A 23,086-nucleotide genomic window follows, 5' to 3' on the forward strand; every position below is an offset into this window, starting at 1 on the left:
ATGTTCGAGGACATCAAGGGGAAGCGCGCCGTCGTCACCGGCGCTTGCGGGGTGATTGGCCGCTGGATCGCCGAGGTGCTGCACGAGGCCGGCGCCACGCTCTGCCTGACCGATGCACGGGCTGGGGATCTGGAGGCACAGGCCAAAGCGCTGGGCCTCTCCGGCGAGAGCTTCGTCATGCCGGCCGACCTGACCGACGAGGCCTCGATCACGGCGCTGACCAACGAGATCGGCAAGCGCTGGGGCGCCGCCGACATCCTCGTCAACAATGCCGGCATCTATCCGAGCGCCTTCCTGCTGGACACGCCGACCGCCGAGTTCGACCGCATCCTCGCGATCAACCTGCGTGCCCCCTTCATCCTGACGCGCGAGCTCGCGACCCAGATGGTCCGCAAGGGCGTGAAGGGCTCGATCATCAACATCTCCTCAGGCGCTTCGCGCAAGATGCGGCGCACGGCCTGCGTCTACTCGATGTCGAAGACCGCGCTCGACCGGCTGACCAAAGGGTTCGGCGTGGAACTGGCCGAATACGGCATCCGTTCCAACGCGCTGGAGCCGGGCTTCGCCGCCGGCAGCACGGTCAGCGCGCTGACCGACGCGCATATCCAGAACACCGTCGCGCAGATTCCGCTCGGCCGCGCCTCCTCGCGCGCCGATGTCGGCAACGCCCTGCTCTATCTCGCCAGCGACGCCTCCGCCTATGTCACCGGTGCGACCTTGACGGTCGATGGCGGCAACTCGATCGGCTCGCTCGCCGTCCATCAGGACAAGAAGCAGGCGCTCTGAGGAGGCACGGACATGACCGCCCCGAACGCCGCCCGCCCCGCCTATGAATGGCCCCAGGGCAAGTCGAGCGCCTTCTGTTTCACCATCGATGTCGATGCGGAGAGCCCCTATCAGTGGAGCCTGCCGGAAGGCGCGCCGGTCGCGCTCGGCCAGATCGAGCAAAGGCTGTTCGGCCCGCGCGTCGGCATCTGGCGCCTGCTCGACCTGCTCGATCGCTACGGCATCAAGGCGACGCTGTTCGTGCCGGGGCTGATCGCGAAGAACCACCCGGAGCTGCTGCCCACCTTCGTCGCCCGCGGCCATGAGATCGGCCTGCACGGCTATTTCCACGAGCTCGCCACCGAGGCCGGGCCGGAGGAATTCGCCCGTGCGATGGACGAGTCGCTGGCGCTGTTCAAAAGCCAGGCGGGCGTCGTGCCGAAAGGCTTCCGCTCGCCGGCCTGGGAAATGACGCCCTTCATGCTGGAAGAGGTGAAGCGGCGCGGCCTCTACGATTCCTCGCTAATGGGCTTCGACCATCCCTATACGATCGACGGCGTGACGCAGGTTCCGGTGCTCTGGGCCGTCGACGACGCCGTCTATTTCCGCTTCACCGGCAGTGCACAGGATCGCGCCCCGCCCTCGGCCCAGAACGGCATCCTCGATGCCTGGCTCGACGAATGGGAGGTACTCCATCGCGAGGGCCGAATGATGATGCTCACCGTCCATGACTGGATATCCGGTCGCGCCGGGCGCGTGCGCATGCTGGAGAAGCTGCTCGACGTGGTGACGGCCTCGCCCGGCGTCTGGATCGCGACCGTCGGCGAGCTGGCGGAGCATCACGCCGCGAGCGCCAATGCGCAGCGCTTCAGCGTGCCGATGCGGCTGCCACAGCCGAGCGCGCCCTTGCGCTTCCGGACCAAAGCCTGATGCAGACCTTCAGTATCCGCCGCCCGGCCGTCCGCTCGCCGCATGGACTCGTCGCCGCGCAGAACCGCCATGCGGCCGAGGCCGGCGCCGCCGTGCTGGCGCGCGGCGGCAATGCGATGGATGCGGCTATCGTCACCGCGCTGGTGCTGAGCATCGTCGAGCCCTGGCTGTCCGGCGTGGGCGGCGGCGGTTTCCTCATCCATGCCGACGGCAAGACGGGCGCGATCGACACGCTCGACTTCAACGTGCGCTCGCCGCTTGGCCTCGATCCGGCGAACTACCCGCTGACAGAGGCCGGCTCGGGCAACTGGTTCGCCTGGCCTGCCGTTGCAGGCGAGCGCAATATCGCCGGCTACAGCGCGATCTGTGTGCCTGGCGCCATCGCCGGCTTCGCCGCGGCACTGGAGCGCTACGGCACGATCTCCTGGAGCGAGGCGCTGCAGCCGGCCATCGAACACGCCGAACGCGGGCTGGAGATCGACTGGTATGCCGCGCTCTGCATTGCGGTCGAGGTCGCCGGGCTTTCGCGCGACCCCGCGATCTCCGCACTCCTGCTGGATAACGGCCAGCCCCCCAAGGCCGGCGCCGATACACGACGCTTCAAGCCGATGACGGCCAAGGCCAGACTGCTGAAGCGCCTTGCCGAGGCCGGCGCGCGGGACTTCTACGAAGGCGAAGCCGCACGCCTGATCGCGGCCGATCTCGAAGCCGGGGGCTCGGCCATCCGCACCGACGATCTCGCACGCTATCAAGTCGCCTGGTCGCCGGCCCTCGCGGGTCGCTATCGCGATCTCGATATCGCCGCGATCCCCGGTCTCAGCGGTGGCCCGAGCTTCTTCGACGCCGCGCGGCGTGTCGAGGCCAGCGCGATCACGCGCGACATCTCGGCAGCCGAAGCCGCGCTGATCTATGCCACGGCAATCCGCGACGCCTATGCGGTGAGGTTGAACAGCCTAGGCCATGCCGCGACCCCACAGGCGGGCTGCACCTCGCATGTCAGCGTGGTCGACCGAAACGGCACCATGGTCTCGCTCACCAACACGCTGCTCTCGCGCTTCGGCGCCCGCGTGGCGCTGCCGCAAGCCGGCATCATCATGAACAACGGCATGATGTGGTTCGACCCCCGCCCCGGCCAACCCAACAGCATGGCTCCCGGCGTCAAGCCGCTGGCCAATATGTGCCCGCTGGTGCTGAGCCGGGCCGGAAAACCCTGGCTCGCGATCGGCGCGGCAGGTGGACGGACTATCTTCCCGACGCTGCTGCAACTCATCTCCGGCATGGCCGATTCCGGCCTCTCGCTCGAAGAGGTCTTCCACCGCCCGCGCATCGACGCATCGACGCCACGGATCAAGGTTGATGCCCGGGCCGAACCTTCCGTCGCCGCGCGGCTGGCGAGTGCCTTCCCGGTCGAGATCGTCGAGGACACACTCTATCCAGTGAATTTCTCCGTTCCCTCCGCGGTGATGCGGAGTCCAGAAGGCGGCTTCCTCGGCATGGCGCATCCGACCAGCCCCTGGGCCGCGGTCGTGGCGGCAACGGCATGAGCCAAGGCCAAGACGCCATGCTCGCCATCGACAATCTCGTGGTCGAGATCGACGGCCATCGTATCGTCGATGGCGTCTCGCTCGGCGTCGAAACCGGGCGCATTCTCGCGCTCGTCGGGGAGTCGGGCTGCGGCAAGAGCCTGACGGCCTTGTCCGTGCTCGGACTGCTGCCGGGTGCGGCGCGGGTCGCCTCCGGTTCCATCCAGCTCGACGGACGCGAGCTGACGGGCCTTTCCGAGGCCAGGCTCGCGCAGCTGCGCGGCAACGACGCCGCGATCATCTTCCAGGAGCCGGTCGCCTCGCTCAACCCGCTGATGCGGGTCGGTGAACAGGTCGAGGAAGCACTGCTGCTGCATCGCGGCCTGTCGCCCTCCACCGCCCGCGAGGAGGCCATCGCGATGATGGCGCGCGTCGGTATTCCCGATCCGGCGCGGCGGGCCCGGCAATATCCGTTCGAGCTCTCGGGCGGCATGTGCCAACGCATCATGATCGCCTCGGCCTTGATCTGCCGGCCTTCGCTGCTGATCGCGGACGAACCGACGACGGCGCTCGACGTCACCATCCAGGCGCAGATCCTCGCACTGATGCGCCGGCTGCGCGACGAGGTCGGCAGCGCCGTGGTGCTGATCACTCATGACATGGGCGTGGTCGCCGATCTCGCCGACGATGTCTGCGTGATGTATGGCGGGCGGATCGTTGAGAGCGGCCCGGTCGACGCCATCTTCGCCACACCGCGCCATCCCTATACCCGGCTGCTGCTGGCGACGATTCCGAAACTCGATGGCGCGCGAAAAACGATGCTGCGCACGATCGAAGGCATGGTGCCTCCCGCCGGCGCCTGGCCCGAAGGTTGCCGTTTCCGGACGCGCTGCCCGCTCGCCGACGAAGCCTGCACGCAGGTACCGCCCGCTGTTGTGATTGGGCCGGAGCACCGCGCGGCCTGCTGGCATGTCGACCGGCTGGAGGCGATGGCATGAGCGAGCCGCTCCTGCAGGTGCGGGATCTCAAGGTACACTTCCCCCTGCGCAGCGGCGTCGGTACGCCGGGCGGCGTGGTCAAGGCGGTCGATGGGGTGTCGTTCGATCTTCGGCCCGGTCGCACTCTCGCATTGGTCGGCGAATCCGGCTGCGGCAAATCGACGACCGCCTATGCCATCGTTGGGCTCGAAAGGGCAACGGAGGGCTCGATCCATTTCGACGGGCGTGACATCACGGCGCTGCGGGCGCATGAGCGCGCCGCGCTGGCGCAGGATATCCAGATCGTCTTCCAGGATCCGTCCTCGGCGCTCGATCCCAAAATGAGCATCGCCGACAGCATTGCCGAGCCGCTCGCCATCGCAGGCCGCGGTCGTGCGGAGCGCAAGGGCCGCGTCGCCGAGCTTCTCGACCGTGTCGGATTGTCCAAAGCCTTGTCGGAACGCCTGCCCAGCGCCCTGTCGGGCGGGCAGCGTCAGCGTGTCGTCATTGCCAGGGCGCTGGCGCTGTCCCCGCGCCTGCTCGTGCTCGACGAGCCGGTCTCGGCACTCGACGTATCGATCCGCTCGCAAGTGCTCAACCTGCTGCTCGAACTCCAGCGCGATCTCGGCCTATCCTATCTCTTCATTTCGCATGACCTCTCGGTCGTCCGGCATGTCGCCGATGAAGCGATGGTGCTCTATCTCGGAACCGTCGCCGAGCGCGGGCCGGTCGATGCACTCTTCGCGAAACCCCAACATCCCTATACGCGCGCGCTGCTTTCAGCGATCCCGCTGCCGGACCCGCGGGCACAGCGCCAGCGCGAGAAGATCATTCTGAGCGGCGACCTTCCGAGCCCGCTTTCTCCGCCCACCGGTTGCCCCTTCGTGACGCGTTGCCCGGAGCGGATCGACGTCTGCTCGACCCGACGTTTCCCGCTCGCGCCGGGCCATACGGGGACCGCGGCCGCCTGCGTCCATGTGGACGCCCAGCCCTGACGGCTATCCGGCCGCGGTTGCCAGCGGGTATGTCGATTCCTATCAGGGATAGACCGCGCGATGCCCAGAAGCCCAATCCTCGGAACGGAGCCCGTCCGAGAGCAGGGACACCGGCCGTTCTGAACGGATGATCGATATCAACTCGCGAAGGGATCAGCCCCATCTGAAACGAACTTGAGTCGGCATTGGCTGCACTGAAGAGGTTCGCAATTGGGCAGTGCGGATGTGGCTCGTCGGCAAGCAATGCGAGGTTGCGTGCGCCGTCCCAGGAGTGCTTCGTTCGAATCCGAACACGATTGGGCAAGACGGAGATCCGGCAAATGAACAAGGAACGGGTGCTCAGGAAGCTAATTGAACTGGCAGCTGCCGAACTTGACGGAGCCAGGGCCGCCTATGCCGAGCATCTTCAGGCGAGCAAGCCGGAAAAAGATGAAGCGACCGTGGTTGACGATCAGGCTCAGGCCTGGTCGCAAGCGGAACTTGCTGAAGACCTTGAGAGGATGCTGCGCGTCGCCGAAGCCAAGGTCGCCGAGTTGAATCAGATCGATTTCGGACCGAAGGAATTCGTCGAGCCTGGAGCGATCGTGAGGGTCAATAATCGCCACTTCGCAATCGGGGTCTCCATGGACCACTTCACCTGCGAGGGCGTCGAGTTCATAGGCCTCTCACCGCTCGCCCCGTTCTATCAGGCGATCGATGGATTGGGAAAATCAGACACGGCTGAGTTTGACGGCCGCAAGTTGAAAATTGAAGAGATCATCTGAGCAACACTGGCGGTTCGTTCCGAGATTCACAGTCCGCGCCCCGTCCCAGCCGCAGGGAAAGCATATGGCCCGCCCGCCGGCAAAATCATGATGTGGACGACATGCAACCGGGCGAAGCCGCGCGCAATTTGCGCCCGGCCGGTCATCTGCGCTGAGAATGAGAAAGCTGGCAATCTAGCCCCCCATCTCGACATTCACTCCGCGGCAATCGGACTTCCAATACCAAGCAGCGCTTCGCCTTTATTCACCGCGAGGCTGCTGAGCGCATAGATGATGGTTCCGGTTTCAGTGGCCAGAATCCGTTCGAGCACGTTGCCAAAAACGTCCCTGATCTCACCGATCGGCTCTTGCTTGCGTGCGCTTCCGCCCAAGCTCACGGTCGGATACCACAACCCGTCGACCGCGGCCGCCGGAACGGACATGCTGACGATGCGGGTCGGTTCAGGAGGCGCGGTTGGCGCAGGGCTATCGCTCATGCCCAGATGGCGCAAGGCGCGCTCAATTCCGTTGGTCATTGTGGCAACGGACTGCTCGTCCCAAATCCCGTTACCACTGACCTCCGCAATGATACTGGGGATACCGAGTCGGCCGGCCGCGTTGATCGTATAGCCTTCGCCGCCTGCCGCGACCGCAATCGGGAGACCGAAAGCGACGGCCAGATCGCGCGATGCCTCACTATCGCGAGGGAAGAGTGAAAACGGCAGCAAGGCCTCGCTCAGATCTCCGCCGTGCAGGTCGAGATAAGCATCGGCTTTCGGATAAATCGTATTGACGAGCCAGTGCGCGACCTGCTCGCTGAAACTGCCATCGGCCCGCCCCGGGAACATGCGGTTCAGGTTGCGGCCGTCCTCCGGCATCACATAGACGGCTCGCCTGCGAAACGCCGTCATATTGACGATCGGCAGAATGAGAATCGTGCCGGACAGATCGTCGGTCCGGCGTCGCATCAGACGCAGAGCAGCCTCGATCGAGCAGTATTCCGAGCCGTGCACGCCCGCAGTGACCAGTAGGCACGGGCCCGGCCGTGAACCTTCGACGATGCCGAAGGGTATCTCAAACCCGTCGAACGGCTTGAGAAGACCGGTATAAATGCGCGGCCTTCCGCTGCGCAGTTCGGGCAATTCTTTCATGTCTTATGTCTTTCCGCCTTGCGGTGCTCAGCTCGCCCGCCCTTCAAACGCCGTCAGAAAGCTCTGGAGATACCCGCCGAGAGCAGGGCTCAGATAGCCGCCCTCTTGCACGAGAAGCGTTGGAACCTGCAGACCCGCGATCCTGCGCGCGGCCTCGGCAAATCCGTCGCCCGTGATCTTGAAAGTGCCAACCGGGTCCTCGGCTCCGGCGTCGAAGCCCAGCGACACCACCAAAGCACCCGGCGCAAATCCACGAATGCGGGAAACCGCTGCTTCGATAGCCTTGAGCCACGGTTCGTTCCCGGTTGCCCAGGGCAAGGGCTGATTGAAATTCGCCCCCTTGCCTTGCCCTGCCCCAGTCTCGTCCGCATAGCCTGCGTAGTAGGGCGCGGACAGGGACGGGTCGACATGGATCGATGCAACGAACACATCCGGGTCTTCCCAGAAGACGAATTGCGTGCCGTTGCAGTGATGCACGTCGATATCGATGATCGCGACCTTGCCGAATGAACGCATCAGGCGACGCGCGGCGATCGCGGCATTGTTGAGGAAACACACGCCCGTCATCAGGTCGGGATAGGCATGGTGACCGGGAGGGCGACACATCGCGTAGACAGGTCCGTTGCCCGCCGAAAGCCTATCTGCGCCATGGACGGCCACCTGCGCACTCGCGAAAACGGCCCTCCAGGTGTCCGTCACGATGGGGCAGGACGTTGAATTGCTATACCAGCCCAACTCGCCGAGCAGCTCGGTAGGCCTGCGATACATGCGATGCGTCGGGTGAACGTTGGGAATGACAACCGGACCGTAGTCCGGATGCTCGATCCAGCGGGAGTGAACGCTCTTCAGGAATTCCACATAATCCCGATCGTGAACCGCCGCGATCGCGTCCGCCTGATCAAGCGGAGCAACGGCAATCTCGAGCTTCAGCTGCGTTACGATGTCGAGGAAGACGCGATAGCGCTCCGCCCGGTCGGGCTGCGCGATAAACTTCCCCGTGCGGAATACCTGATCAGGATCGTGGAGAGCCTGATCAGGATGATGAATCACAAGCATCGAGCCTATTTCTCCGAAGGAACCTCAGTCGAGGGAGCGTCCACGCGTCTCAGGGGTCAGAACCAGATGCGTGACGAGCGTGATCAGGCAGACCGCCATCACGTAGAGCGAGATGTAAAGCGGCCCGCCGAGCTGCTGCAGCCACGTCGCCACCATTGGTGCGGTCCCTCCGAAAATCGCCGCGCACACCGCATAAGGAATACCGATTCCCGATGTCCGGACCCGGGTTGGAAACAGTTCGGCAAACACCGTTCCCAGAACCGCATTGTTCATGGAGATGAAGATGGCTCCGACGACGGCCACGAAGACGAACGTGCCGAATCCAAGCTGGGGCACCGCCAGCATCGACAGCAGCGGATAGGTAAAGAGCAAGAAGCAGAGCGCGGCACCGATCAGGAACGGCTTTCGGCCGATCCGGTCGGAAATATAGGCGAAGAGCGGCACGCCGATGCAATAAGCGACGCTGGCGAGCACGCTTCCGGCGAAACCGGACGCCTTGTCCAATCCTCCGACAATATTGGCGTAGGTCGGAAGGAAAATCATCCAAAGGTAATACTGAAGTCCATTCATCTGCACGACGAATACGATAAAGACCTCTTTCGGAAACTCCGCGATAGAAGCCAAAATAGCAGCCGCACTGAGTTTCTGCTTGTCTTTTACTTTTTCGAAAGACGGCGTTTCCGACAATCCGGCACGCAGATACAGCCCGAAGACAGAAAGCGCGGCGCCGATCAGGAAAGGCACCCTCCAACCCCAGCTCGTCAGCATGTCGGGCGGGAAATACCTTGTCGTCAGGCTCGCAACACCGGTCGCGACGAGGACGGCAACGCCGATGGAGAGCTGTTGCGGGGACGCAGCCAGGGCCCGGTTACGGGTGGAGGCATGCTCGTTCAGGAACGTGATGGCGATCTGGTATTCGCCGCCCGCCGAGAAGCCTTGAAGCAACCGCGCGCAAACGATCACGATTGGTGCCGCGATGCCGATCTGTGCATAGGTCGGGCAGATTGCGATCAGCAGGCTTCCGATGCCAGCCATGATGATCGTCGCAGCCAATAGCGTCCGGCGGCCGTATTTGTCCGACAGCGGCGACAGGACGAAAGCCCCGATTGGGCGCCCGAGAAAGCCGATCGCGAAGGCCGAAAAGCTTGCGATGAGGGATACGGCCGGGTCATGGGCCGGAAACATCTGGGCAGCGAAGATCCCGGCCAGAAATCCATAGATCGACCAGTCATACCATTCGATGAAATGCCCGAACGCCCCTCCGAGGAGCGTCCGCGCTTTTCCATGCTGGTCAACTCGGCTTGCCTGCACATCCGCTGTCATCGTCTTTCCCCAGTTTGCCCGCGCCCGAGCTGTTTATTGTTGCGTCGACCTGATCGCCGCGAGCTTCCATTCCACCATCTCGGTCAGAAGAAGCAGGTTTTTCTCGAAATATTCCGGCGGCTTATCCAGGAAACGCTCAAGGCTTAACCCACGGATCGCGATCAGCATGAACTCGAATAACGAGCCGTATTCATGCATTTTTGGATGACTAATTATGTTCTTGGCGACCCAAGGATACAGAATTCGCTGCATCGTTTCCTGACGGTGCGCAATAACCTTCGTATGAAACTCTGTGTCTTTGCGCGTGCCGATGATAATCTCCCAGATCGCCCAGTATTCTGGATCGCCATAGATCTCCCAAAGGTGACGGATAAGGTCGTGAACGTTGACTGTCTCGCCACCAGCGTGAACGATCATGTCGAGCCCCCGAGCTACGCGCTCGCTAGCCCGATCGAGAACGCCAAGCATCAGATCGTCCTTCGACGAATAATGATGGTGTAGCGCTCCGGTTGTGAGCCCCGCATGGCGCGCGATGAGTGCCGTGGTGGTCCCGGCATACCCGATCGATTGGAGAAGGACGGTGGCCGATTCGATCAAGGCCCGTTGCGTTTCCGCGCTCCGGTCCGCCTGTTTGCGCGCTGCTCGCATCGAATGCGGAATCCCCCAAATAAGATACCAACCAGTTAGTATGTAACTTCCCAGAATGTCAAAGGGATTCAGGGCTAGCGCGGCGACAGGCGACGACACCTGAGATTTGATGCGGATGTCCGCGGAAGATTCGCGAATATTACCGCGAAGTCAGCCGAGGGATTCGGCTCCCTGCACGCAGCCGAGCAGCGGCTGAGTTTTCGAGCAGTTCGCCTTTAACAATGCCGGCCTCGCTGAGGTTCTAGTCTCTGGTTGCTGGTCAAGCTGATCCAGTTAAGGGCAATCTGCGCCAAGAACGGACATTAAAGAGGCGCCCGCAAGCGGACGTTCGCGCCAAAAAATTGCGAACGCCCTGCCCTCAGGTGCTTTGCCAGCCGAGACTAGCGCTGCGTCGCACTGCTGGGCGCCAGATCCATCTCATCGCGTTCGTTGCTGAACCTCAGATAGATTGAGACACCTGCTCGACCACATTCGCATAGGCCTTCGCGGCCCGCAGGATATGCTCTCGCAGGATGACGCGGAGAGTATCCCTGTCTCCTCGCTCGAACGCCTCGACAATCTCGCGATGCTCCGAATAGGAGGTATCGCGCTCCCAGGACCGATCGACGGAAAGATGCGCGCGCAGCGCCGCAACCTGCCATGAGATCGTTGCGAAGGCGTTGGCGACGAAGAGATTGCCGCAGTTGCGGAAGAACACGGCGTGAAACTCGGTATCGCTGCTGGCATAGGCCGTGCCGTCCTGCTCGCGATGCGCCTTCTCCATACTGGCCAGCGACGTCTTGAGTTCGGCCGCCGTGCTGTCTGCCGCACCCTCGAGGCAAAGTGTAACGGCCTCCGTTTCCAGCATGAGCCGAAAGCTCGCGAGCTGCTTCACATCCTCCAGCGAGGGATCAAACACGAACGCGCCACGGTTGGGCACGATGGTCACGAGGCCGAGAGCGGCCAGGCGGCCCAGCGCGGCGCGCAGCGGCGTGCGGCTCACGCCAAGCGCCAGCCCCGTCTCGTCTTCCGGAAGCGCATGGCCGAACGGCAGCTCGGCATTCACGATGGCATCGCGCAGGCGCTGTTCGACCATTTCCGCGAGCGAGCGCGGATGTTCCAGCGCCTGCAGGCCCGGCGTGCGTTCGCTCGTCTTGGCGCGAGGCTTGGTCGGACGACGGCTGGGATACATGTCTCGGCTCAGGCGTAGCGGCTCAAGCCGAGCACGCCCTCATAGTCGTGGATCGGCATGAGCTCGTCGGCCCAAGTCGCCGTAGAGCCGTTCTGGTTAAGGTCCGAGGCGAAGCGCTGCATCAGCCGAGCATAGGCCAGCGTGGCCGACAAGGGGAAGGCCAGTAACTTGAAGCCGATTGCTTCGAACGCGGCAGCGTCGAGCGGCGGCGTACGGCCATCGACGGAGTTGAACATCATCGGCGCGTCGATACTGCGCACCGCCCGGCGCATCTCCTCTTCGCTCTGCAGCATCTCGATCAGCACAAGATCGGCGCCGGCCTCGGCATAGGCCTTGCCGCGCGCGATCGCCTCATCCAGCCCGAGGACCAGCCGCGCATCGGTGCGGCCGATGATCAGCATGTCGGGATTGCGTCGCATCTTCACCGCGTGGCGGATCTTCTCGGCATGCTCCTCCGCGGGGACCAGCGAGAGCCCGCTCATCGCGCCGCATTTCTTTGGCGTCACCTGATCCTCGAGGTGCAGGGCGGCGACGCCCGCCGCCTCGTATTCCGCGATGGTGCGGGCGACGTTGTTGAGATTGCCGTATCCGGTATCGGCATCCGCAATCAGCGGCACGGAGATGCTGGCCGCGATCGCGCGGGCGCGACTCGCCATCTCGGTCAGCGTTAGCAGGCCGAGATCAGGCGCGCCGAGCATCGCCGCGGAGAGCCCGTTGCCCGTCATGTAGACGGCTTCAAACCCGGCTTGTTCGAGGATTCGCGCGCCGAGCGCGTCATGGCAGCCCGGCGCCACGACAAGACCGGGGGCGTTCAATCTTGCTCTCAGCGTCCGAGGCATAATTGTGTCCTGTGTCCTGTATACAATTGTTGCGTCGATATGAACCGCATGTTAGGAGCCTGTCAACAACAGCGCTTTCTGGCGCGATGACGGGGAAATGCAGATGCTGGCGCAAGCGCAGCCGATTGCCGCTATCGCCCTCCCGGCGGAGCTCACGGAGGGGTTGAAGGCGCTGCTCGGGCGTCGTTTCGCGACCTCGGCGGCCGACCGAGAGCATCACGGTCGCGGTGAATCCTATCATGCCGGCTTGGCTCCCGATGCCGTCTGCTACGCCGAGAGCACCGAGGAGGTCGCCGCGATCGTCCGGCTCTGCGCCGCCCATCGCACGCCGATCGTGCCGTTTGGGGCCGGCACTTCGCTCGAAGGCCATGTGACGGCTGTACGGGGCGGCGTCTGCGTCGATCTCAGCCGCATGAACACGATCCTCTCCGTCCGCCCCGAGGATCTCGACGCGACGGTGCAGGCTGGGGTGACGCGCCAGCAGCTGAACAGCGATCTGCGCGATCTTGGCCTCTTCTTCCCGATTGATCCCGGCGGCGAGAGCACCATCGGCGGCATGGCGGCGACGCGCGCCTCCGGCACCAACGCCGTCCGCTACGGCACGATGCGCGAGAACGTCGTTTCCCTGACCCTGGTGACCGCTGAAGGCGAGATCGTCCGGACGGCGCGCCGCGCCCGCAAATCCTCGGCCGGCTACGACCTGACGCGCCTGCTCGTCGGCTCGGAGGGAACGCTCGCGATCATCACCGAGGTCACGGTGCGGCTCTACGGGATTCCCGAGGCGGTCAGCGCGGCGACCTGTTCCTTTCCCTCCGTCTCGCGGGCGGTCGATCTTGTCGTCGCCGTCATCCAGAGCGGCATTCCGGTCGCCCGTGTCGAACTGCTCGACGAAACGACCATCCGTGCCGTCAACAATTACAGCAAGCTCGGATTGAACGAGGCGCCGACACTGTTCTTCGAGTTCCACGGCTCGCAGGCCGGGGTCCGGGAGCAGGCGGAAACGGTCGAGGCGCTGGCGGCCGATTTCGAGGGGCTGGGCTTCGTCGCGGCGGCCGATGCCGACAGCCGCACCCGCCTCTGGAAAGCCCGGCACGACACGCATTACGCAGTCCAGGCCCTGCGCCCCAACGCGAAGCTCTGGAGCACGGATGTTTGCGTGCCGATCTCGGCGCTCGCCCCCTGCATCGCGGAGACGCAGGCCGACATCGCCGGCGCCTCCTTCCCGATCAGCATGGTCGGCCATGTCGGGGACGGCAATTTCCATCTCGGGCTGGTGATCGATCCATCCGACCCGCGGGAGCTCGCGGAGGCGGCGGCGATCAACGACCGGCTGGTACGTCGTGCACTGGCGCTGGACGGCACCTGTACCGGCGAGCACGGCGTCGGCACAGGCAAGATCAAGTTCATGCGGCTCGAACATGGCCCGGCCGTCGACATGATGCGGAAGGTCAAGCGGGCTCTCGACCCGCTGAACATCCTCAACCCGGGCAAGGTTCTGCCCGAAGACTGAGCCCCATTTTGCCAAAGAACGAGTCCGGCCTCGAAGCCGGCCAATCACCATCAGCGGAGGAAACCATGAACAGCTTCACCACCCGCCGGGGCTTCCTGGCCGGCGCGACCGCGACAAGCGTCTGCGCCCCCACTATTCTCCGCGCAGCCGCGCCGATTTCGCTGCGCGTATCGTCCGCAGCGCCCACCGACAAGTTCGGCGCGCACTACCTTTGGTACAAGCCCTTCTCCGAACAGATCGCCAAGCTCGCCGGCGACCGCATCAAGCTCGAATACTTTCCGAACGGACAGCTCGGCAAGGAAGCCGACGTCGTCAACCAGGTGAAGGTCGGCTCCGTCGACATGATGCTGACCGGTGCCTCGATCTGGGCCACCGTTGTCCCCGAGTTCGGCATGCTCGACCTCGGCTTTCTCTTCAACAGCTACGATCATTGCTCGAAGGCGCTCGATGCCGGCGTCGGCGAGGCCTATGACAAGATGCTGGCCGACCGCACCGGCGTGAACATCCTGGGCTGGGGCTTTCAGGTCGGAGCGCGAAGCATCTACACCAAAAAGCCGATCGCGAGCGTTGCCGAGCTCAAGGGCGTGAAGTTGCGCGTTCTGCCGACCAAAGCGTTCATCGACACCTTCAACATCATCGGCGCGACGCCCACGCCGATCCCGATCAACGAACTTTATACCGCGGTGCAGACCGGCGTCGTTGACGGCTTCGAGCATGATCCCGGCACCGCGATCGCCTACAAACTCTATGAGGTCACCAACCGCGGCTTCCTCACCCGCCATGTCTATACGCCGATGCTGGCCTATATCGGCAAGCGCGGCCTCGCCAAGATTCCCGCAGACCTGATGCCGGCCTTCCGCCAGGCAGCGGCGGAGGCAACGCGCGCCTCCCGCTCCGAGGTCAAGGATGTCGAGGCCGAAGCGGTCGCCGACCTCAAAGGCAAGGGCATGGTCTATACCGAAGTGCCGGAAGCCGAGATCGCGGAGCTCAAGCGCCGCATGGCGAGCGAGCTCTACAAGCCCTACCTCGCGCAATACCCTGCGACCGCCCCCCTCTTCGAGAAGATCCAGGCGGCCGCCTGACGTCTCGCCCGAGCAACTTCAAGAAGAGCGCCGGCCGTCACACGAGCCGGCCACCAGGAGGATATGCGCATGGACGCCGTCGCTCTTGCCGGCAGCGCGCACGAAACGCGCCCGGCCCAGGACCGCTTCGCCGCGCGCGTCCTGTTCTTCATCGAACATCTCGGCGGTGCGATCCTGGCAATCGACGTAGCGGTCGTCTTCCTCTCGGTCGTCTTCCGCTACTTCCTGCACGCGCCCTTTGATTGGGCCGAAGAGGTCGCCGCGGGATTGATGACGACGATGGTCTTCATTGGCGCGGCCAGCGTACTTGCCCGCTCGCAGCATATCGGCATCGAGGTGCTCGTGCTCATGCTGCCGCCCCCTGGCCGCGCGATCGCCGCCGCGGCCGCCGCCTGGATCACGCTGCTGGTTTCGGCCACGCTTCTAGTCTCCAGCTTCCAGCTCTTCGAGGATACCGCCAGCCAACTCACGCCGACCGGGCTGCCACAATGGATCTTCCTGCTGCCGGTTTTGTTCGGCGGGCTCGTGATGGCGGCCTTCGCCCTGGTCAATGTGCTGAAGGTGCCGACCGGTCCGCGCTGGACGGCTCTCGTCCCGCTGCTCGCGCTCTGTATCCTGATCGCCGGCTGGAACATGCTGCTGTCTCAGTTCTCGCTGGCGCCGATCCATCTTCTGGCCATCGCCTCGGTCGGCGGTTTGCTGATCGGGGTGCCGATCGCCTTCGCGCTGGCTTTCGGTGCCATGGCTTATTTCCTGGCCGATCCTTCGCTGCCCATGCTCATCTGGGCGCAGCAGGTCGCCTCCGGCGCCAACCATTTCGTGCTGCTCGCCATTCCCTTCTTCGTGCTGGCCGGACTGACGATGGAGAGCAACGGCATGTCCGCGCGCCTCATCGAGCTGCTGCTGCGGATGATGGGGCGGCTGAAAGGCGGCATGAATCTCATCGTTATCATCGCAACTGCCCTGTTCTCAGGCGTGTCCGGCTCCAAGCTCGCAGACATCGCGGCGGTCGGCGGCGTCATCATGCCGGCGGTCCGCAAGACCGGGCAGGACGAGAACGAGACCGCCGGCCTGCTCGCCTGCACGGCGGTGATGGCCGAGACCATTCCTCCTTGCGTCAACCTGATCATCTTCGCCTTCGTCTCGAACATCTCGATCGGGGGGCTGTTCATGGCCGGCCTCGTTCCGGCCGGGCTTATGGCTGCGGCGCTCGCCGTCGTCGCGGTGATCTACGGCACCCGCGTCGATGTCGAGAAGGTCTTCGTCGGCGGCACCAAGCGGCCGATGCTGCCGCTGATCCTCGGCGCCGGCGTGACCCTAGCGATGATCCTGATGATCGGCCGCGGCGTCACCGCCGGCATCGCGACTTCGACGGAGATCTCCGCCTTCGCCGTGGTCTATGCCTTCCTGATCGGCGGGCTCGCCTTTCGCGAGCTGAGCTGGCGGCTGGTCGTCCAGCTCTTCGTGCGCTCGGCGGCCATGACCGGCAGCATCCTGTTCATCGTCGCGGCGGCATCGAGCCTGTCCTATGCCATCACCATCGAACGGATTCCGGACCAGATCTCTACGCTCATGATCGGCATCGGCCATGCGGTGGGTCCGATCGGCTTCATCCTCGTCAGCGTCGTGGTGATGGCCTTCTTCGGCATGATCCTGGAAGGCGCGCCGGCGCTCATCCTGTTCGGGCCGCTGCTGACGCCGATCGCGATCAAGCTCGGCATCAACCCGCTGCAGTTCGGCACGATCATGGTGGTCGCGATGGGGCTTGGCTTCTTCGCGCCGCCCATCGGCGTCGGCCTGTTCGCAACGGCGGCGATGACGGGGACCAAGGTCGAGAACGTGACGCGGCCGATGATGAAATATATCGCCGTCCTGATCGTGGCGCTGTTCGCGCTAGTGATTTTCCCCGTCTTCTCGCTCTGGCTGCCGCGCTATTTGGGAATGACGGGCTGATAGTCCTCAAGACCGCAGATGGCGCGGGGCCGAGCAATGCACCCGGTCCTGACGCCGTTTGTGCCGACACTGCGCCCAAAGCAGAAGTGACATGACTACCGTGACCCGGACATTCGGGATCAGATGGCGCACACAAACCTGGCGCGCATCGATCTCCGCAATTCCTCCCGCTACTGGCGCGGTCCTCGGTTTCCGGGCCTGAGCTGCCTCGTCGCTGATTTCACCAGCATGACTACCCCCATAGCCACGAAGCTTTCGTGGTCGCAGTCACCGAGGCTGTCGGCGCGGGGCTCAAGAGCCGTGGACGGACCGATGAGGCCAAGGCCTCGGCCCTGCTGGTAATGCAACGCCAGATTCACCGCGGTGGCTCAACCCTGCGAACGCCATCGAGATCCCTCGCTCGAGGCGCTGCCATCGTCGTCAGCAATTCCGTCGACCGTAAATCAAGCACGCGCGGCGCCTCAGGCTCCCAGCGCCAGAACGCGAGCAATATCGGCGCCACCGCGCGCTCCACGACCTGGCTGAACACACATCACGATTAGCTTCGCGGCGAGAATGCGCCGGTTGCAGGACGTTTTTGCAGCGCGCGGAACCGCTACCTATCGGGGATGTTTGCCACCTTAGGGGGCAACTAGGAGATCGATCGATGAGAAAGATCATTCTTGCTGCCAGCATTGCCTTGTTGCCTGTTGTGGCCGCCGCACAAGGCTCCGGCGGGACGGCTGGCGGTGCGGCCGGTGGCTCAGCGGGTAACGGCTCCGGCGGGACGGCTGGGGCCGCCAGCGGCACGAGCGGGGCAGATAGCGGAAGGGGCGGAACGGGCGGTAGTGGCGCTTCGGTCGGCGGGCAATCTGATGCCGGCTCGGGTGGCTCTGCCAACGGCGCCCCGGCAGGTGGAATTACCGCCAATCTGGCACCGCGCTTCAAAACCTACGTCACAGAACACGAGGTGCCATCCTACACCTATAGTGAAGGCCTGCGAGTTGGCGCAGTCCTCCCCGAGACCGGTATCACCTATGGCGAGGTTCCCGCGGAATTCGGAACGAGAGGCTATCGCTATACAATCGTCAATGACCAGCCGGTCATCGTCGAGCCAAGGACGCGCCGCGTCATTCAGGTCATCGAATAGACGCGTTCCATCTTACATCCAGCGCCCGGCCCCGAAGGGCCGGGCGCTGCTTGAGCCAAACAAATTGATCCGAATGTCGCGACCGGCGCGAGGGCCAGGGGTCATAACCTTGTGAAATCTCAGCGCCGCCTCAGATCGACTATCTCGATCGTCCCGCTGGGCTGCGCCCGGACACTCTTTCTCTCCAGCGGGGCCGGCTTTCCGTGGTGTTTTTCGGCCGCGGTGCCCTCCGGATCATCCGGCTCATAGGGAGGATGAGGACCTGTCGGATGCCCGGATCGTGGGTTCGGCCCGGCGCGATATTCGTTCTGCTCGCCGGGCTGGCCCGGTCGCGGGACCGTGTTGAAGTGCCCAGGGGAAGAGGCATCGCCCTGGATCGGCCGGCTCTCCCACCTCTGGACGGCAGCAACGAGTTCCGCCATCTCGGCCGCCTCCGGCGTCCCTTCCTCGGCACCCGTTATCTCACGGATTCGTGCCTGGGCAGCCTCATAAGCTTCAACGCTTTGGATATTCATCTGCTTCATTCCCGCTTGCCCCCGCGAAGTGGTCGGCGGCTGCCACGGACCGGCCGGACACCTCGCCGGCAGCATTGCTTCACCCGAGCCAACGCACATCGTGAAGACTGTGTTCCTAGGCAGCAGGCGGTTATGGTGCTTGCTGGGAGGTTCAAGGGCCTGCAGATCTGTGGGGCTTTTCGGAGCGCCTCGCTGGTCGACCTAGCCGGCCTTCTGCTCGCGCAGTGTCTTCGGGTGATAGATATCGAAGCCTATGATAATCGCTTCCATGACCGTCACCATCAGAGGAGCAGCTTTGCGGGGCGGTGGCGGTTGGGTATTGGTCGTGAGGCTCGCCTGGCAGGATTCACATATTGAGCTGAACCCGAAAGCTTGGGGGCCGTTCCGCAATTTGCCGCGTAGCGGCAGGTGCGGCGAGCGCATCGCCTTCATCGTTTGAAGAGGTTGGGAATGAGGGGACCCAATTGGCAGACTGTGGCGACCGTCACCTTCTGCGCACTCACCATCAGCACTGCGGGCCTCGCGGCGGACGCGAAGAAAGGCGATTTTCTGCAGGATTACATTACCTGCGGGACGTGGGCTCAAAGCGAGAAGACAGATACCGAGCTTCACGCGGCGATAGGAAAATGGATGGTCGACTATCTGCGTCGGCACTCGCCCTCCGGATTGGAGGCGCTTCCTGACAAGGAAATCCGGAACATCGTCGAGCGACAATGCTCCGTCCAGGCTGATCGGAGTCTGAGCGTCGCCGTGTTCCTGTCTGGCACTTTGCTACCAGATTAGTCCTGAACGGCTTGGGCATCCTGGGTCCGACGGCTTAGCCCGTATTCCCAGATGGCCGGGCCTGTCGAGAAGGTGGCGAGGTCAGACTACGATTTCGAGCTCCTCTTCGGCCCCGCTCGGCCTGCTCTGCCCTCGCCCGGGTTCGATCTGTGGCGCGGATTGCGGTTGCCGCGGAATTCGAAAAGGGGAACTCCGCCCGACTGTCCGGGTTCTCCTCCGATCACGTCTCATTCCGATGGAGCATTCTCATGCCGACGGAATATCCATCCATCCGAGACGAGCCGCAGAACAATCGTTTCGTAATGGCGGTTCGAGGTGGCGAGGCTTTTGCGACCTATCGGCGGATCGACGATTATCTCGTTGTTTCTCATACCGAAGTCCCGCGATCGTTGCGCGGAAACGGAATCGGCTCTCAGCTTGCGGAAGCCGTATTCGAACATGCCCGAAATCACGGCCAACGGATCGTGCCCGCTTGTTCCTTCATCGCAGATTGGGCCAGGAAGCATCCGGAATATCGGGAGGTACTCGTGCATCAGACGGAGGGCACGCGATGATCGACCATATTTCAGTGGGTGCAAACGATCTCGTAAAGGCGCGCGCCTTTTACGATTCAGTATTTTCCGAACTCGGCCTGCGCCTCCTCAAAAGCAGCGAGCGCTCCGCTGACTACGGCGTGAGCAGCATCCTCTTCAGCATCGAGACGCCGCTCAACGGCGAACCGGCTACCAGCGGCAATGGAGCACATATCGCGTTCGTTGCGGGAACCAGGAAGATGGTCGACAGCTTCTACCAGGCTGCGCTGACCAATGGCGGAACCGATGCTGGTGCGCCTGGCCTTCGCCCCGAATATGACGCCCATTATTATGGCGCCTTCGTCTTCGACCCCGACGGCAACAAGATCGAGGCCGTCACCCGTTCATCCAAGTGAGGAGAACGACATGCCTGCAAAATCTGCTGCTCAGCAAAAGGCTGCCGGCGCGGCTCTCGCCGCAAAGCGCGGCGACCTGAAGAAGAGCGAACTCAAGGGCGCTTCGAAATCGATGGAAAAGTCGATGAGCGAAAGCGAGCTTGAGAAGATGGCGTCGACCACTCGTAAGGGAAAGCCTGAGCATAAGACTAAACATTGAGGCAGAAGGCCTTGGTCATCGCCGGAAAGCGCGACCAGGGATCGGGCCTTTCCATTTCCGCGCCGCCAGCCAGTGTTCCAGAGCCTTGGCGCGGATCGCCCTTTCAAGCAACGCTCAACGCCCGGCCAGGAAGAGGCCGGACGCGGCGTAGGCGATGGCCGAGATCAGGGCGGCCATCGGCATGGTGACGACCCAGGCGACGACGATGCCGCGTGCCACGCCCCAGCGCACAGCCGAGACGCGGCGGGCCGCGCCGACACCGACGATGGCGCCGGTGATCGTATGCGTGGTCGAAACGGGGATCCCGAGATAGGTCGCCATGAACAGCGTGATAGCTCCGCCGGTCTCAGCACAGAAGCCCTGCTGCGGCGACAAGCGCGTGATCTTCGAACCCATCGTGTGGACGATACGCCAGCCGCCGCAGAGCGTGCCGAGCGCCATGGCGGTCTGACAGGACACCACCACCCAGAACGGAACCGCGAAAGCCCCGCCTGTCGCTCCGTGCGAGAACAGTAGGACCGCGATGATGCCCATCGTCTTCTGCGCATCATTCGCACCGTGGCCGAGAGAATAGAGCGAAGCCGAGGCGAATTGCAGAATCCGGAAAGTGCTGTCGACCTTCATCGGCGTGACGCGCACGAAGGCCCAGGACACGATCAAGACCAGCAGCAGCGCCAGCACGAAGCCCAGTGCCGGTGACATGAAGATCGCGGCGGAGGTCTTGCCCAATCCCGACCAGACGATCGATGAGACCCCCACCTTTGCAAGCCCGGCCCCGACCAGCCCGCCGATCAGCGCATGCGACGAGCTCGATGGGATCCCGGCGACCCAGGTGACGACATTCCAGACGATTGCGCCTGCCAGCGCACTGAAGATGACGCGGTCGTCGACGATCGCGGCATGGACGATGCCGGAGCCGACCGTCTCGGCGACATGGAGGCCGAAGAAGAGGAACGCGATGAAATTGAAGAAGGCCGCCCAGAATACGGCCCAGCGCGGTGCCAATACGCGGGTGGAGACGATCGTGGCGATGGAATTCGCAGCATCGTGCAGCCCGTTCAGGAAATCGAACAGCAGGGCGACCGCAATCAGGAAAATCAGGACGGGAGCGATTCCGGCAATATCCACGGGAAGCGCCGCTCAGAGATGTTCGAGCACGATGCGGCTGACGCGCTTGGCGACGTCCTCGAAACGGTCGACCACCTTTTCGAGATGGTCGTAGATTTCAGCGCCGATGATGAAAGGCATCGTGTCCGACGCGCGATGCGCCTTGAAAAGGGCCTTCAGGCCTTGATCGTAAAGCTCATCCGAGCGTTCCTCGATCGCACCGATCTCCTTGGCGAGCTTACCGATCGAGTCAGCGTGCTGCTTGATATCCCGCAGCATCGGTAGCAGGACGGCAACCCGTTCGGATGCCTGGACGATCACTGCCCCCAGCTCCGCCATGTGCGGGGAAAAACTCTCGACTTCGAACAGCGTGATCGTCTTCACGGTCTTCTGCATCTGGTCGACGGCATCGTCCATTGAGCCGATCAGCTCCTCGATGTCGCCGCGGTCGAACGGCGTGATGAAGGTTCGACCCACTTCGAGGATGACTTTCCCGGCAATCCCGTCGGCGCGCTCCTCCTGCCTGATGACCTCGGCGCTTCCTTCTGCAATCGAGATGGTGCCCGCCAAGAGCCCGTTCAGGGCCTTGGCACCCGCCACAAGCGTCACGGCGTGGCTCTCGAACAGATCGAAGAACTTCGTCTCCTTCGGCAGGAGCCTTTGGAACCAGCCGAGCATTGAGACTCTCCCGCCGTCATCGAAACGTCACAAAAAGGGACCGCTGCTCGGTGGCACGGACTGGCGTCGAACTCAAGGAATACGCAATCGCTCGGTAGCGATATCGCGAATGCCGTTAAGCCCGCTCGGCCCAACGAAACCGGCAAATCCGCCAATCCAACTCATTTCGGCCTTCCGATAGCGGGCTTTTTCGACTTTTTCTCGGGTGGATCGTTCGGGCCCGGGTCTGGGTTGATCGAGATGCGGCTGACGGACTTTTCGTCCGGCGCTCCCTGGATCGAGCGAACCCTTCTTCGGGGGAAAGTCGATTTCCGTTGCCGTCGCGCGGTGGCCTCCTATGCATTACGTCCGTGGCTGCTGGCGGGCGGCCCCGGCGTTTCCGAGATCACCTCGCCAGCGAAGCGAATGCAGCGGCTGGTGGTTTTGCCCAGCGAGCCGCCGCGTGCCCTCCTCACTCGATCACGTCGACCACCTGCCGGCTCTGCGGATCGACGATCAGAACGTCGTCACCGATCAGCGTGTACTGGTAGCCGCGAAGCTGCTGGTCCCTCTCCTCCACCTCTGCAGGAAGGGGCTGGAGCCTGGTCTCATTGGGCAGGACGGCGCCGCGCAGACCGTCGGCACCCTGCATCTCACCGGGCTTCGCCTGGCTCAAGATCATCCGCGCCAGCTCGTGCCGTTCATCCTGCGCGGCCTGTCCCGGTTGGCTTGCAGCCGGGCCAGCCGGCGCTGGTGCCGCGGATGCCGACCGGGATGTGTCCCTCTCGACCACATCGACGATACGGTGGGTCCGCGGCTCGACGATCGCGACGTCCTGGTTCTCGGTCATGACGTATTGGTAGCCGCGCCATTGCGGATTGCGCTCCGCGACCTCGACCGGGAGATTGTAATAGGGAGCGCTCGCCGGCAGGACGACGCCCACCTCGAACGCGACCGCGGCCGGGCGCCTCCAGCGCCGCACGTCACGTTGATGCTCGAAGGCCCCAAAGATCGCGCCGGAGCTGGGACGGCCGCCACCGCGATCGATCACCTCGACGATGCGCCGATCGTGCGGATCGACAATGACGATCTCCCGATCGGA

Annotated in this window: 25 protein-coding genes; 15 read left to right on the forward strand and 10 right to left on the reverse strand. The window is 63.6% G+C overall.

The genetic code is table 11. The annotated features are described in order from the left end of the window. The 6 genes from CE453_RS25060 to CE453_RS25085 all read left to right on the forward strand — a co-directional run bounded on the left by CE453_RS25060 (position 1) and on the right by CE453_RS25085 (position 5,954). The gene (locus CE453_RS25060; RefSeq protein WP_089177060.1) at positions 1 to 786 is read left to right on the forward strand and encodes an SDR family NAD(P)-dependent oxidoreductase; all 786 of its coding nucleotides are present in this window, start codon (positions 1 to 3) and stop codon (positions 784 to 786) included. A 12-nt stretch (positions 787 to 798) separates the two neighbouring features. Continuing rightward, positions 799 to 1,695, forward strand: a complete 897-nt coding sequence (locus CE453_RS25065) for a polysaccharide deacetylase family protein (RefSeq protein ID WP_089177061.1) — start codon at positions 799 to 801, stop codon at positions 1,693 to 1,695. Next, complete coding sequence (locus tag CE453_RS25070) at positions 1,695 to 3,239, forward strand: gamma-glutamyltransferase (RefSeq protein ID WP_198302204.1); 1,545 nt, start codon at positions 1,695 to 1,697, stop codon at positions 3,237 to 3,239. Before CE453_RS25065 ends, CE453_RS25070 begins: the two co-directional genes overlap by 1 nt. Then, entirely contained in the window at positions 3,236 to 4,216 is a 981-nt protein-coding gene (locus tag CE453_RS25075) for an ABC transporter ATP-binding protein (RefSeq protein WP_089177063.1), read from the forward strand. The genes CE453_RS25070 and CE453_RS25075 overlap by 4 nt, the downstream gene beginning before the upstream one ends. Beyond that, the gene (locus CE453_RS25080) at positions 4,213 to 5,190 is read left to right on the forward strand and encodes an ABC transporter ATP-binding protein (protein ID WP_089177064.1); all 978 of its coding nucleotides are present in this window, start codon (positions 4,213 to 4,215) and stop codon (positions 5,188 to 5,190) included. The genes CE453_RS25075 and CE453_RS25080 overlap by 4 nt, the downstream gene beginning before the upstream one ends. Positions 5,191 to 5,510: 320 nt before the next feature. Further along, positions 5,511 to 5,954, forward strand: coding sequence for a hypothetical protein (locus CE453_RS25085; RefSeq protein WP_157733174.1), 444 nt, complete (start codon positions 5,511 to 5,513; stop codon positions 5,952 to 5,954). Between the two features lie 194 nt (positions 5,955 to 6,148). On the opposite strand, the gene CE453_RS25090 is transcribed toward CE453_RS25085, so the two are convergent. From CE453_RS25090 to CE453_RS25115, 6 genes are all read right to left on the reverse strand, one after another. Next, positions 6,149 to 7,084, reverse strand: coding sequence for a succinylglutamate desuccinylase/aspartoacylase family protein (locus CE453_RS25090; RefSeq protein WP_089177066.1), 936 nt, complete (start codon positions 7,082 to 7,084; stop codon positions 6,149 to 6,151). Positions 7,085 to 7,111: 27 nt separating this feature from the next. Next, positions 7,112 to 8,140 carry a histone deacetylase family protein gene (locus CE453_RS25095; protein WP_089177067.1) on the reverse strand — a complete coding sequence of 343 codons (1,029 nt, stop codon included), beginning with the start codon at positions 8,138 to 8,140 and terminating at the stop codon, positions 7,112 to 7,114. Positions 8,141 to 8,164: 24 nt separating this feature from the next. Continuing rightward, entirely contained in the window at positions 8,165 to 9,463 is a 1,299-nt protein-coding gene (locus CE453_RS25100) for an MFS transporter (protein WP_089177068.1), read from the reverse strand. A gap of 33 nt (positions 9,464 to 9,496) precedes the next feature. Next, entirely contained in the window at positions 9,497 to 10,111 is a 615-nt protein-coding gene (locus tag CE453_RS25105) for a TetR/AcrR family transcriptional regulator (protein ID WP_089177069.1), read from the reverse strand. A gap of 439 nt (positions 10,112 to 10,550) precedes the next feature. Further along, positions 10,551 to 11,282, reverse strand: a complete 732-nt coding sequence (locus CE453_RS25110; RefSeq protein ID WP_089177070.1) for a GntR family transcriptional regulator — start codon at positions 11,280 to 11,282, stop codon at positions 10,551 to 10,553. A gap of 8 nt (positions 11,283 to 11,290) precedes the next feature. Next, a complete protein-coding gene (locus tag CE453_RS25115) occupies positions 11,291 to 12,097 on the reverse strand; it encodes an isocitrate lyase/PEP mutase family protein (protein ID WP_248307876.1) in 807 nt (268 codons plus the stop codon). 127 nt (positions 12,098 to 12,224) lie between these two features. Between CE453_RS25115 and CE453_RS25120 the strand changes: the two genes are divergently transcribed. The 4 genes from CE453_RS25120 (at position 12,225) to CE453_RS25140 (ending at position 17,795) form a co-directional block, all read left to right on the forward strand. Continuing rightward, positions 12,225 to 13,631: an FAD-binding oxidoreductase gene (locus tag CE453_RS25120; protein WP_089178139.1), complete on the forward strand. Its 1,407-nt coding sequence runs from the start codon at positions 12,225 to 12,227 to the stop codon at positions 13,629 to 13,631. 65 nt (positions 13,632 to 13,696) lie between these two features. After that, positions 13,697 to 14,713: a TRAP transporter substrate-binding protein gene (locus CE453_RS25125; protein WP_089177072.1), complete on the forward strand. Its 1,017-nt coding sequence runs from the start codon at positions 13,697 to 13,699 to the stop codon at positions 14,711 to 14,713. A gap of 69 nt (positions 14,714 to 14,782) precedes the next feature. Continuing rightward, positions 14,783 to 16,666 (forward strand): TRAP transporter large permease, encoded by a 1,884-nt coding sequence (locus CE453_RS25130; protein WP_089177073.1) that lies wholly within the window; start codon positions 14,783 to 14,785, stop codon positions 16,664 to 16,666. A gap of 646 nt (positions 16,667 to 17,312) precedes the next feature. Next, positions 17,313 to 17,795 (forward strand): DUF1236 domain-containing protein, encoded by a 483-nt coding sequence (locus CE453_RS25140; RefSeq protein WP_089177075.1) that lies wholly within the window; start codon positions 17,313 to 17,315, stop codon positions 17,793 to 17,795. Between the two features lie 119 nt (positions 17,796 to 17,914). On the opposite strand, the gene CE453_RS25145 is transcribed toward CE453_RS25140, so the two are convergent. Beyond that, positions 17,915 to 18,319, reverse strand: coding sequence for a hypothetical protein (locus CE453_RS25145; RefSeq protein ID WP_089177076.1), 405 nt, complete (start codon positions 18,317 to 18,319; stop codon positions 17,915 to 17,917). A 259-nt stretch (positions 18,320 to 18,578) separates the two neighbouring features. Here CE453_RS25145 and CE453_RS29065 point away from each other — a divergent pair, with 259 nt between their 5' ends. From CE453_RS29065 to CE453_RS25165, 5 genes are all read left to right on the forward strand, one after another. After that, a complete protein-coding gene (locus tag CE453_RS29065) occupies positions 18,579 to 18,749 on the forward strand; it encodes a hypothetical protein (protein WP_157733175.1) in 171 nt (56 codons plus the stop codon). A gap of 11 nt (positions 18,750 to 18,760) precedes the next feature. Continuing rightward, positions 18,761 to 19,093 (forward strand): hypothetical protein, encoded by a 333-nt coding sequence (locus CE453_RS29070; RefSeq protein WP_089177077.1) that lies wholly within the window; start codon positions 18,761 to 18,763, stop codon positions 19,091 to 19,093. Positions 19,094 to 19,341: 248 nt separating this feature from the next. Next, positions 19,342 to 19,647, forward strand: a complete 306-nt coding sequence (locus tag CE453_RS25155) for a GNAT family N-acetyltransferase (RefSeq protein ID WP_089177078.1) — start codon at positions 19,342 to 19,344, stop codon at positions 19,645 to 19,647. Beyond that, the gene (locus tag CE453_RS25160) at positions 19,644 to 20,021 is read left to right on the forward strand and encodes a VOC family protein (RefSeq protein ID WP_089177079.1); all 378 of its coding nucleotides are present in this window, start codon (positions 19,644 to 19,646) and stop codon (positions 20,019 to 20,021) included. The genes CE453_RS25155 and CE453_RS25160 overlap by 4 nt, the downstream gene beginning before the upstream one ends. Positions 20,022 to 20,031: 10 nt before the next feature. Then, the gene (locus tag CE453_RS25165; protein WP_089177080.1) at positions 20,032 to 20,220 is read left to right on the forward strand and encodes a DUF3008 family protein; all 189 of its coding nucleotides are present in this window, start codon (positions 20,032 to 20,034) and stop codon (positions 20,218 to 20,220) included. A gap of 114 nt (positions 20,221 to 20,334) precedes the next feature. Here CE453_RS25165 and CE453_RS25170 read toward each other — a convergent pair whose 3' ends face one another. From CE453_RS25170 to CE453_RS29345, 3 genes are all read right to left on the reverse strand, one after another. After that, positions 20,335 to 21,348 (reverse strand): inorganic phosphate transporter, encoded by a 1,014-nt coding sequence (locus CE453_RS25170; RefSeq protein WP_089177081.1) that lies wholly within the window; start codon positions 21,346 to 21,348, stop codon positions 20,335 to 20,337. A gap of 12 nt (positions 21,349 to 21,360) precedes the next feature. Continuing rightward, on the reverse strand, positions 21,361 to 22,005 hold the full coding sequence (locus CE453_RS25175; protein ID WP_089177082.1) for a DUF47 domain-containing protein: 645 nt from the start codon (positions 22,003 to 22,005) through the stop codon (positions 21,361 to 21,363). Between the two features lie 451 nt (positions 22,006 to 22,456). Continuing rightward, on the reverse strand, positions 22,457 to 22,966 hold the full coding sequence (locus CE453_RS29345; protein ID WP_248307877.1) for a DUF1236 domain-containing protein: 510 nt from the start codon (positions 22,964 to 22,966) through the stop codon (positions 22,457 to 22,459). Positions 22,967 to 23,086 lie beyond the last annotated feature (120 nt).

The organism is Bosea sp. AS-1 (assembly GCF_002220095.1).
In the GTDB taxonomy this organism is placed as follows: domain Bacteria; phylum Pseudomonadota; class Alphaproteobacteria; order Rhizobiales; family Beijerinckiaceae; genus Allobosea.

Coding starts and splice junctions, on each gene's coding strand:
- CE453_RS25060 (WP_089177060.1), top strand. CDS start 1: ATGTTCGAGGACATCAAGGGGAAGCGCGCCGTCGTCACCGGCGCTTGC.
- CE453_RS25065 (WP_089177061.1), top strand. CDS start 799: ATGACCGCCCCGAACGCCGCCCGCCCCGCCTATGAATGGCCCCAGGGC.
- CE453_RS25070 (WP_198302204.1), top strand. CDS start 1,695: ATGCAGACCTTCAGTATCCGCCGCCCGGCCGTCCGCTCGCCGCATGGA.
- CE453_RS25075 (WP_089177063.1), top strand. CDS start 3,236: ATGAGCCAAGGCCAAGACGCCATGCTCGCCATCGACAATCTCGTGGTC.
- CE453_RS25080 (WP_089177064.1), top strand. CDS start 4,213: ATGAGCGAGCCGCTCCTGCAGGTGCGGGATCTCAAGGTACACTTCCCC.
- CE453_RS25085 (WP_157733174.1), top strand. CDS start 5,511: ATGAACAAGGAACGGGTGCTCAGGAAGCTAATTGAACTGGCAGCTGCC.
- CE453_RS25090 (WP_089177066.1), bottom strand. CDS start 7,084: ATGAAAGAATTGCCCGAACTGCGCAGCGGAAGGCCGCGCATTTATACC.
- CE453_RS25095 (WP_089177067.1), bottom strand. CDS start 8,140: ATGCTTGTGATTCATCATCCTGATCAGGCTCTCCACGATCCTGATCAG.
- CE453_RS25100 (WP_089177068.1), bottom strand. CDS start 9,463: ATGACAGCGGATGTGCAGGCAAGCCGAGTTGACCAGCATGGAAAAGCG.
- CE453_RS25105 (WP_089177069.1), bottom strand. CDS start 10,111: ATGCGAGCAGCGCGCAAACAGGCGGACCGGAGCGCGGAAACGCAACGG.
- CE453_RS25110 (WP_089177070.1), bottom strand. CDS start 11,282: ATGTATCCCAGCCGTCGTCCGACCAAGCCTCGCGCCAAGACGAGCGAA.
- CE453_RS25120 (WP_089178139.1), top strand. CDS start 12,225: ATGCTGGCGCAAGCGCAGCCGATTGCCGCTATCGCCCTCCCGGCGGAG.
- CE453_RS25125 (WP_089177072.1), top strand. CDS start 13,697: ATGAACAGCTTCACCACCCGCCGGGGCTTCCTGGCCGGCGCGACCGCG.
- CE453_RS25130 (WP_089177073.1), top strand. CDS start 14,783: ATGGACGCCGTCGCTCTTGCCGGCAGCGCGCACGAAACGCGCCCGGCC.
- CE453_RS25140 (WP_089177075.1), top strand. CDS start 17,313: ATGAGAAAGATCATTCTTGCTGCCAGCATTGCCTTGTTGCCTGTTGTG.
- CE453_RS25145 (WP_089177076.1), bottom strand. CDS start 18,319: ATGAAGCAGATGAATATCCAAAGCGTTGAAGCTTATGAGGCTGCCCAG.
- CE453_RS29065 (WP_157733175.1), top strand. CDS start 18,579: ATGACCGTCACCATCAGAGGAGCAGCTTTGCGGGGCGGTGGCGGTTGG.
- CE453_RS29070 (WP_089177077.1), top strand. CDS start 18,761: ATGAGGGGACCCAATTGGCAGACTGTGGCGACCGTCACCTTCTGCGCA.
- CE453_RS25155 (WP_089177078.1), top strand. CDS start 19,342: ATGCCGACGGAATATCCATCCATCCGAGACGAGCCGCAGAACAATCGT.
- CE453_RS25160 (WP_089177079.1), top strand. CDS start 19,644: ATGATCGACCATATTTCAGTGGGTGCAAACGATCTCGTAAAGGCGCGC.
- CE453_RS25165 (WP_089177080.1), top strand. CDS start 20,032: ATGCCTGCAAAATCTGCTGCTCAGCAAAAGGCTGCCGGCGCGGCTCTC.
- CE453_RS25175 (WP_089177082.1), bottom strand. CDS start 22,005: ATGCTCGGCTGGTTCCAAAGGCTCCTGCCGAAGGAGACGAAGTTCTTC.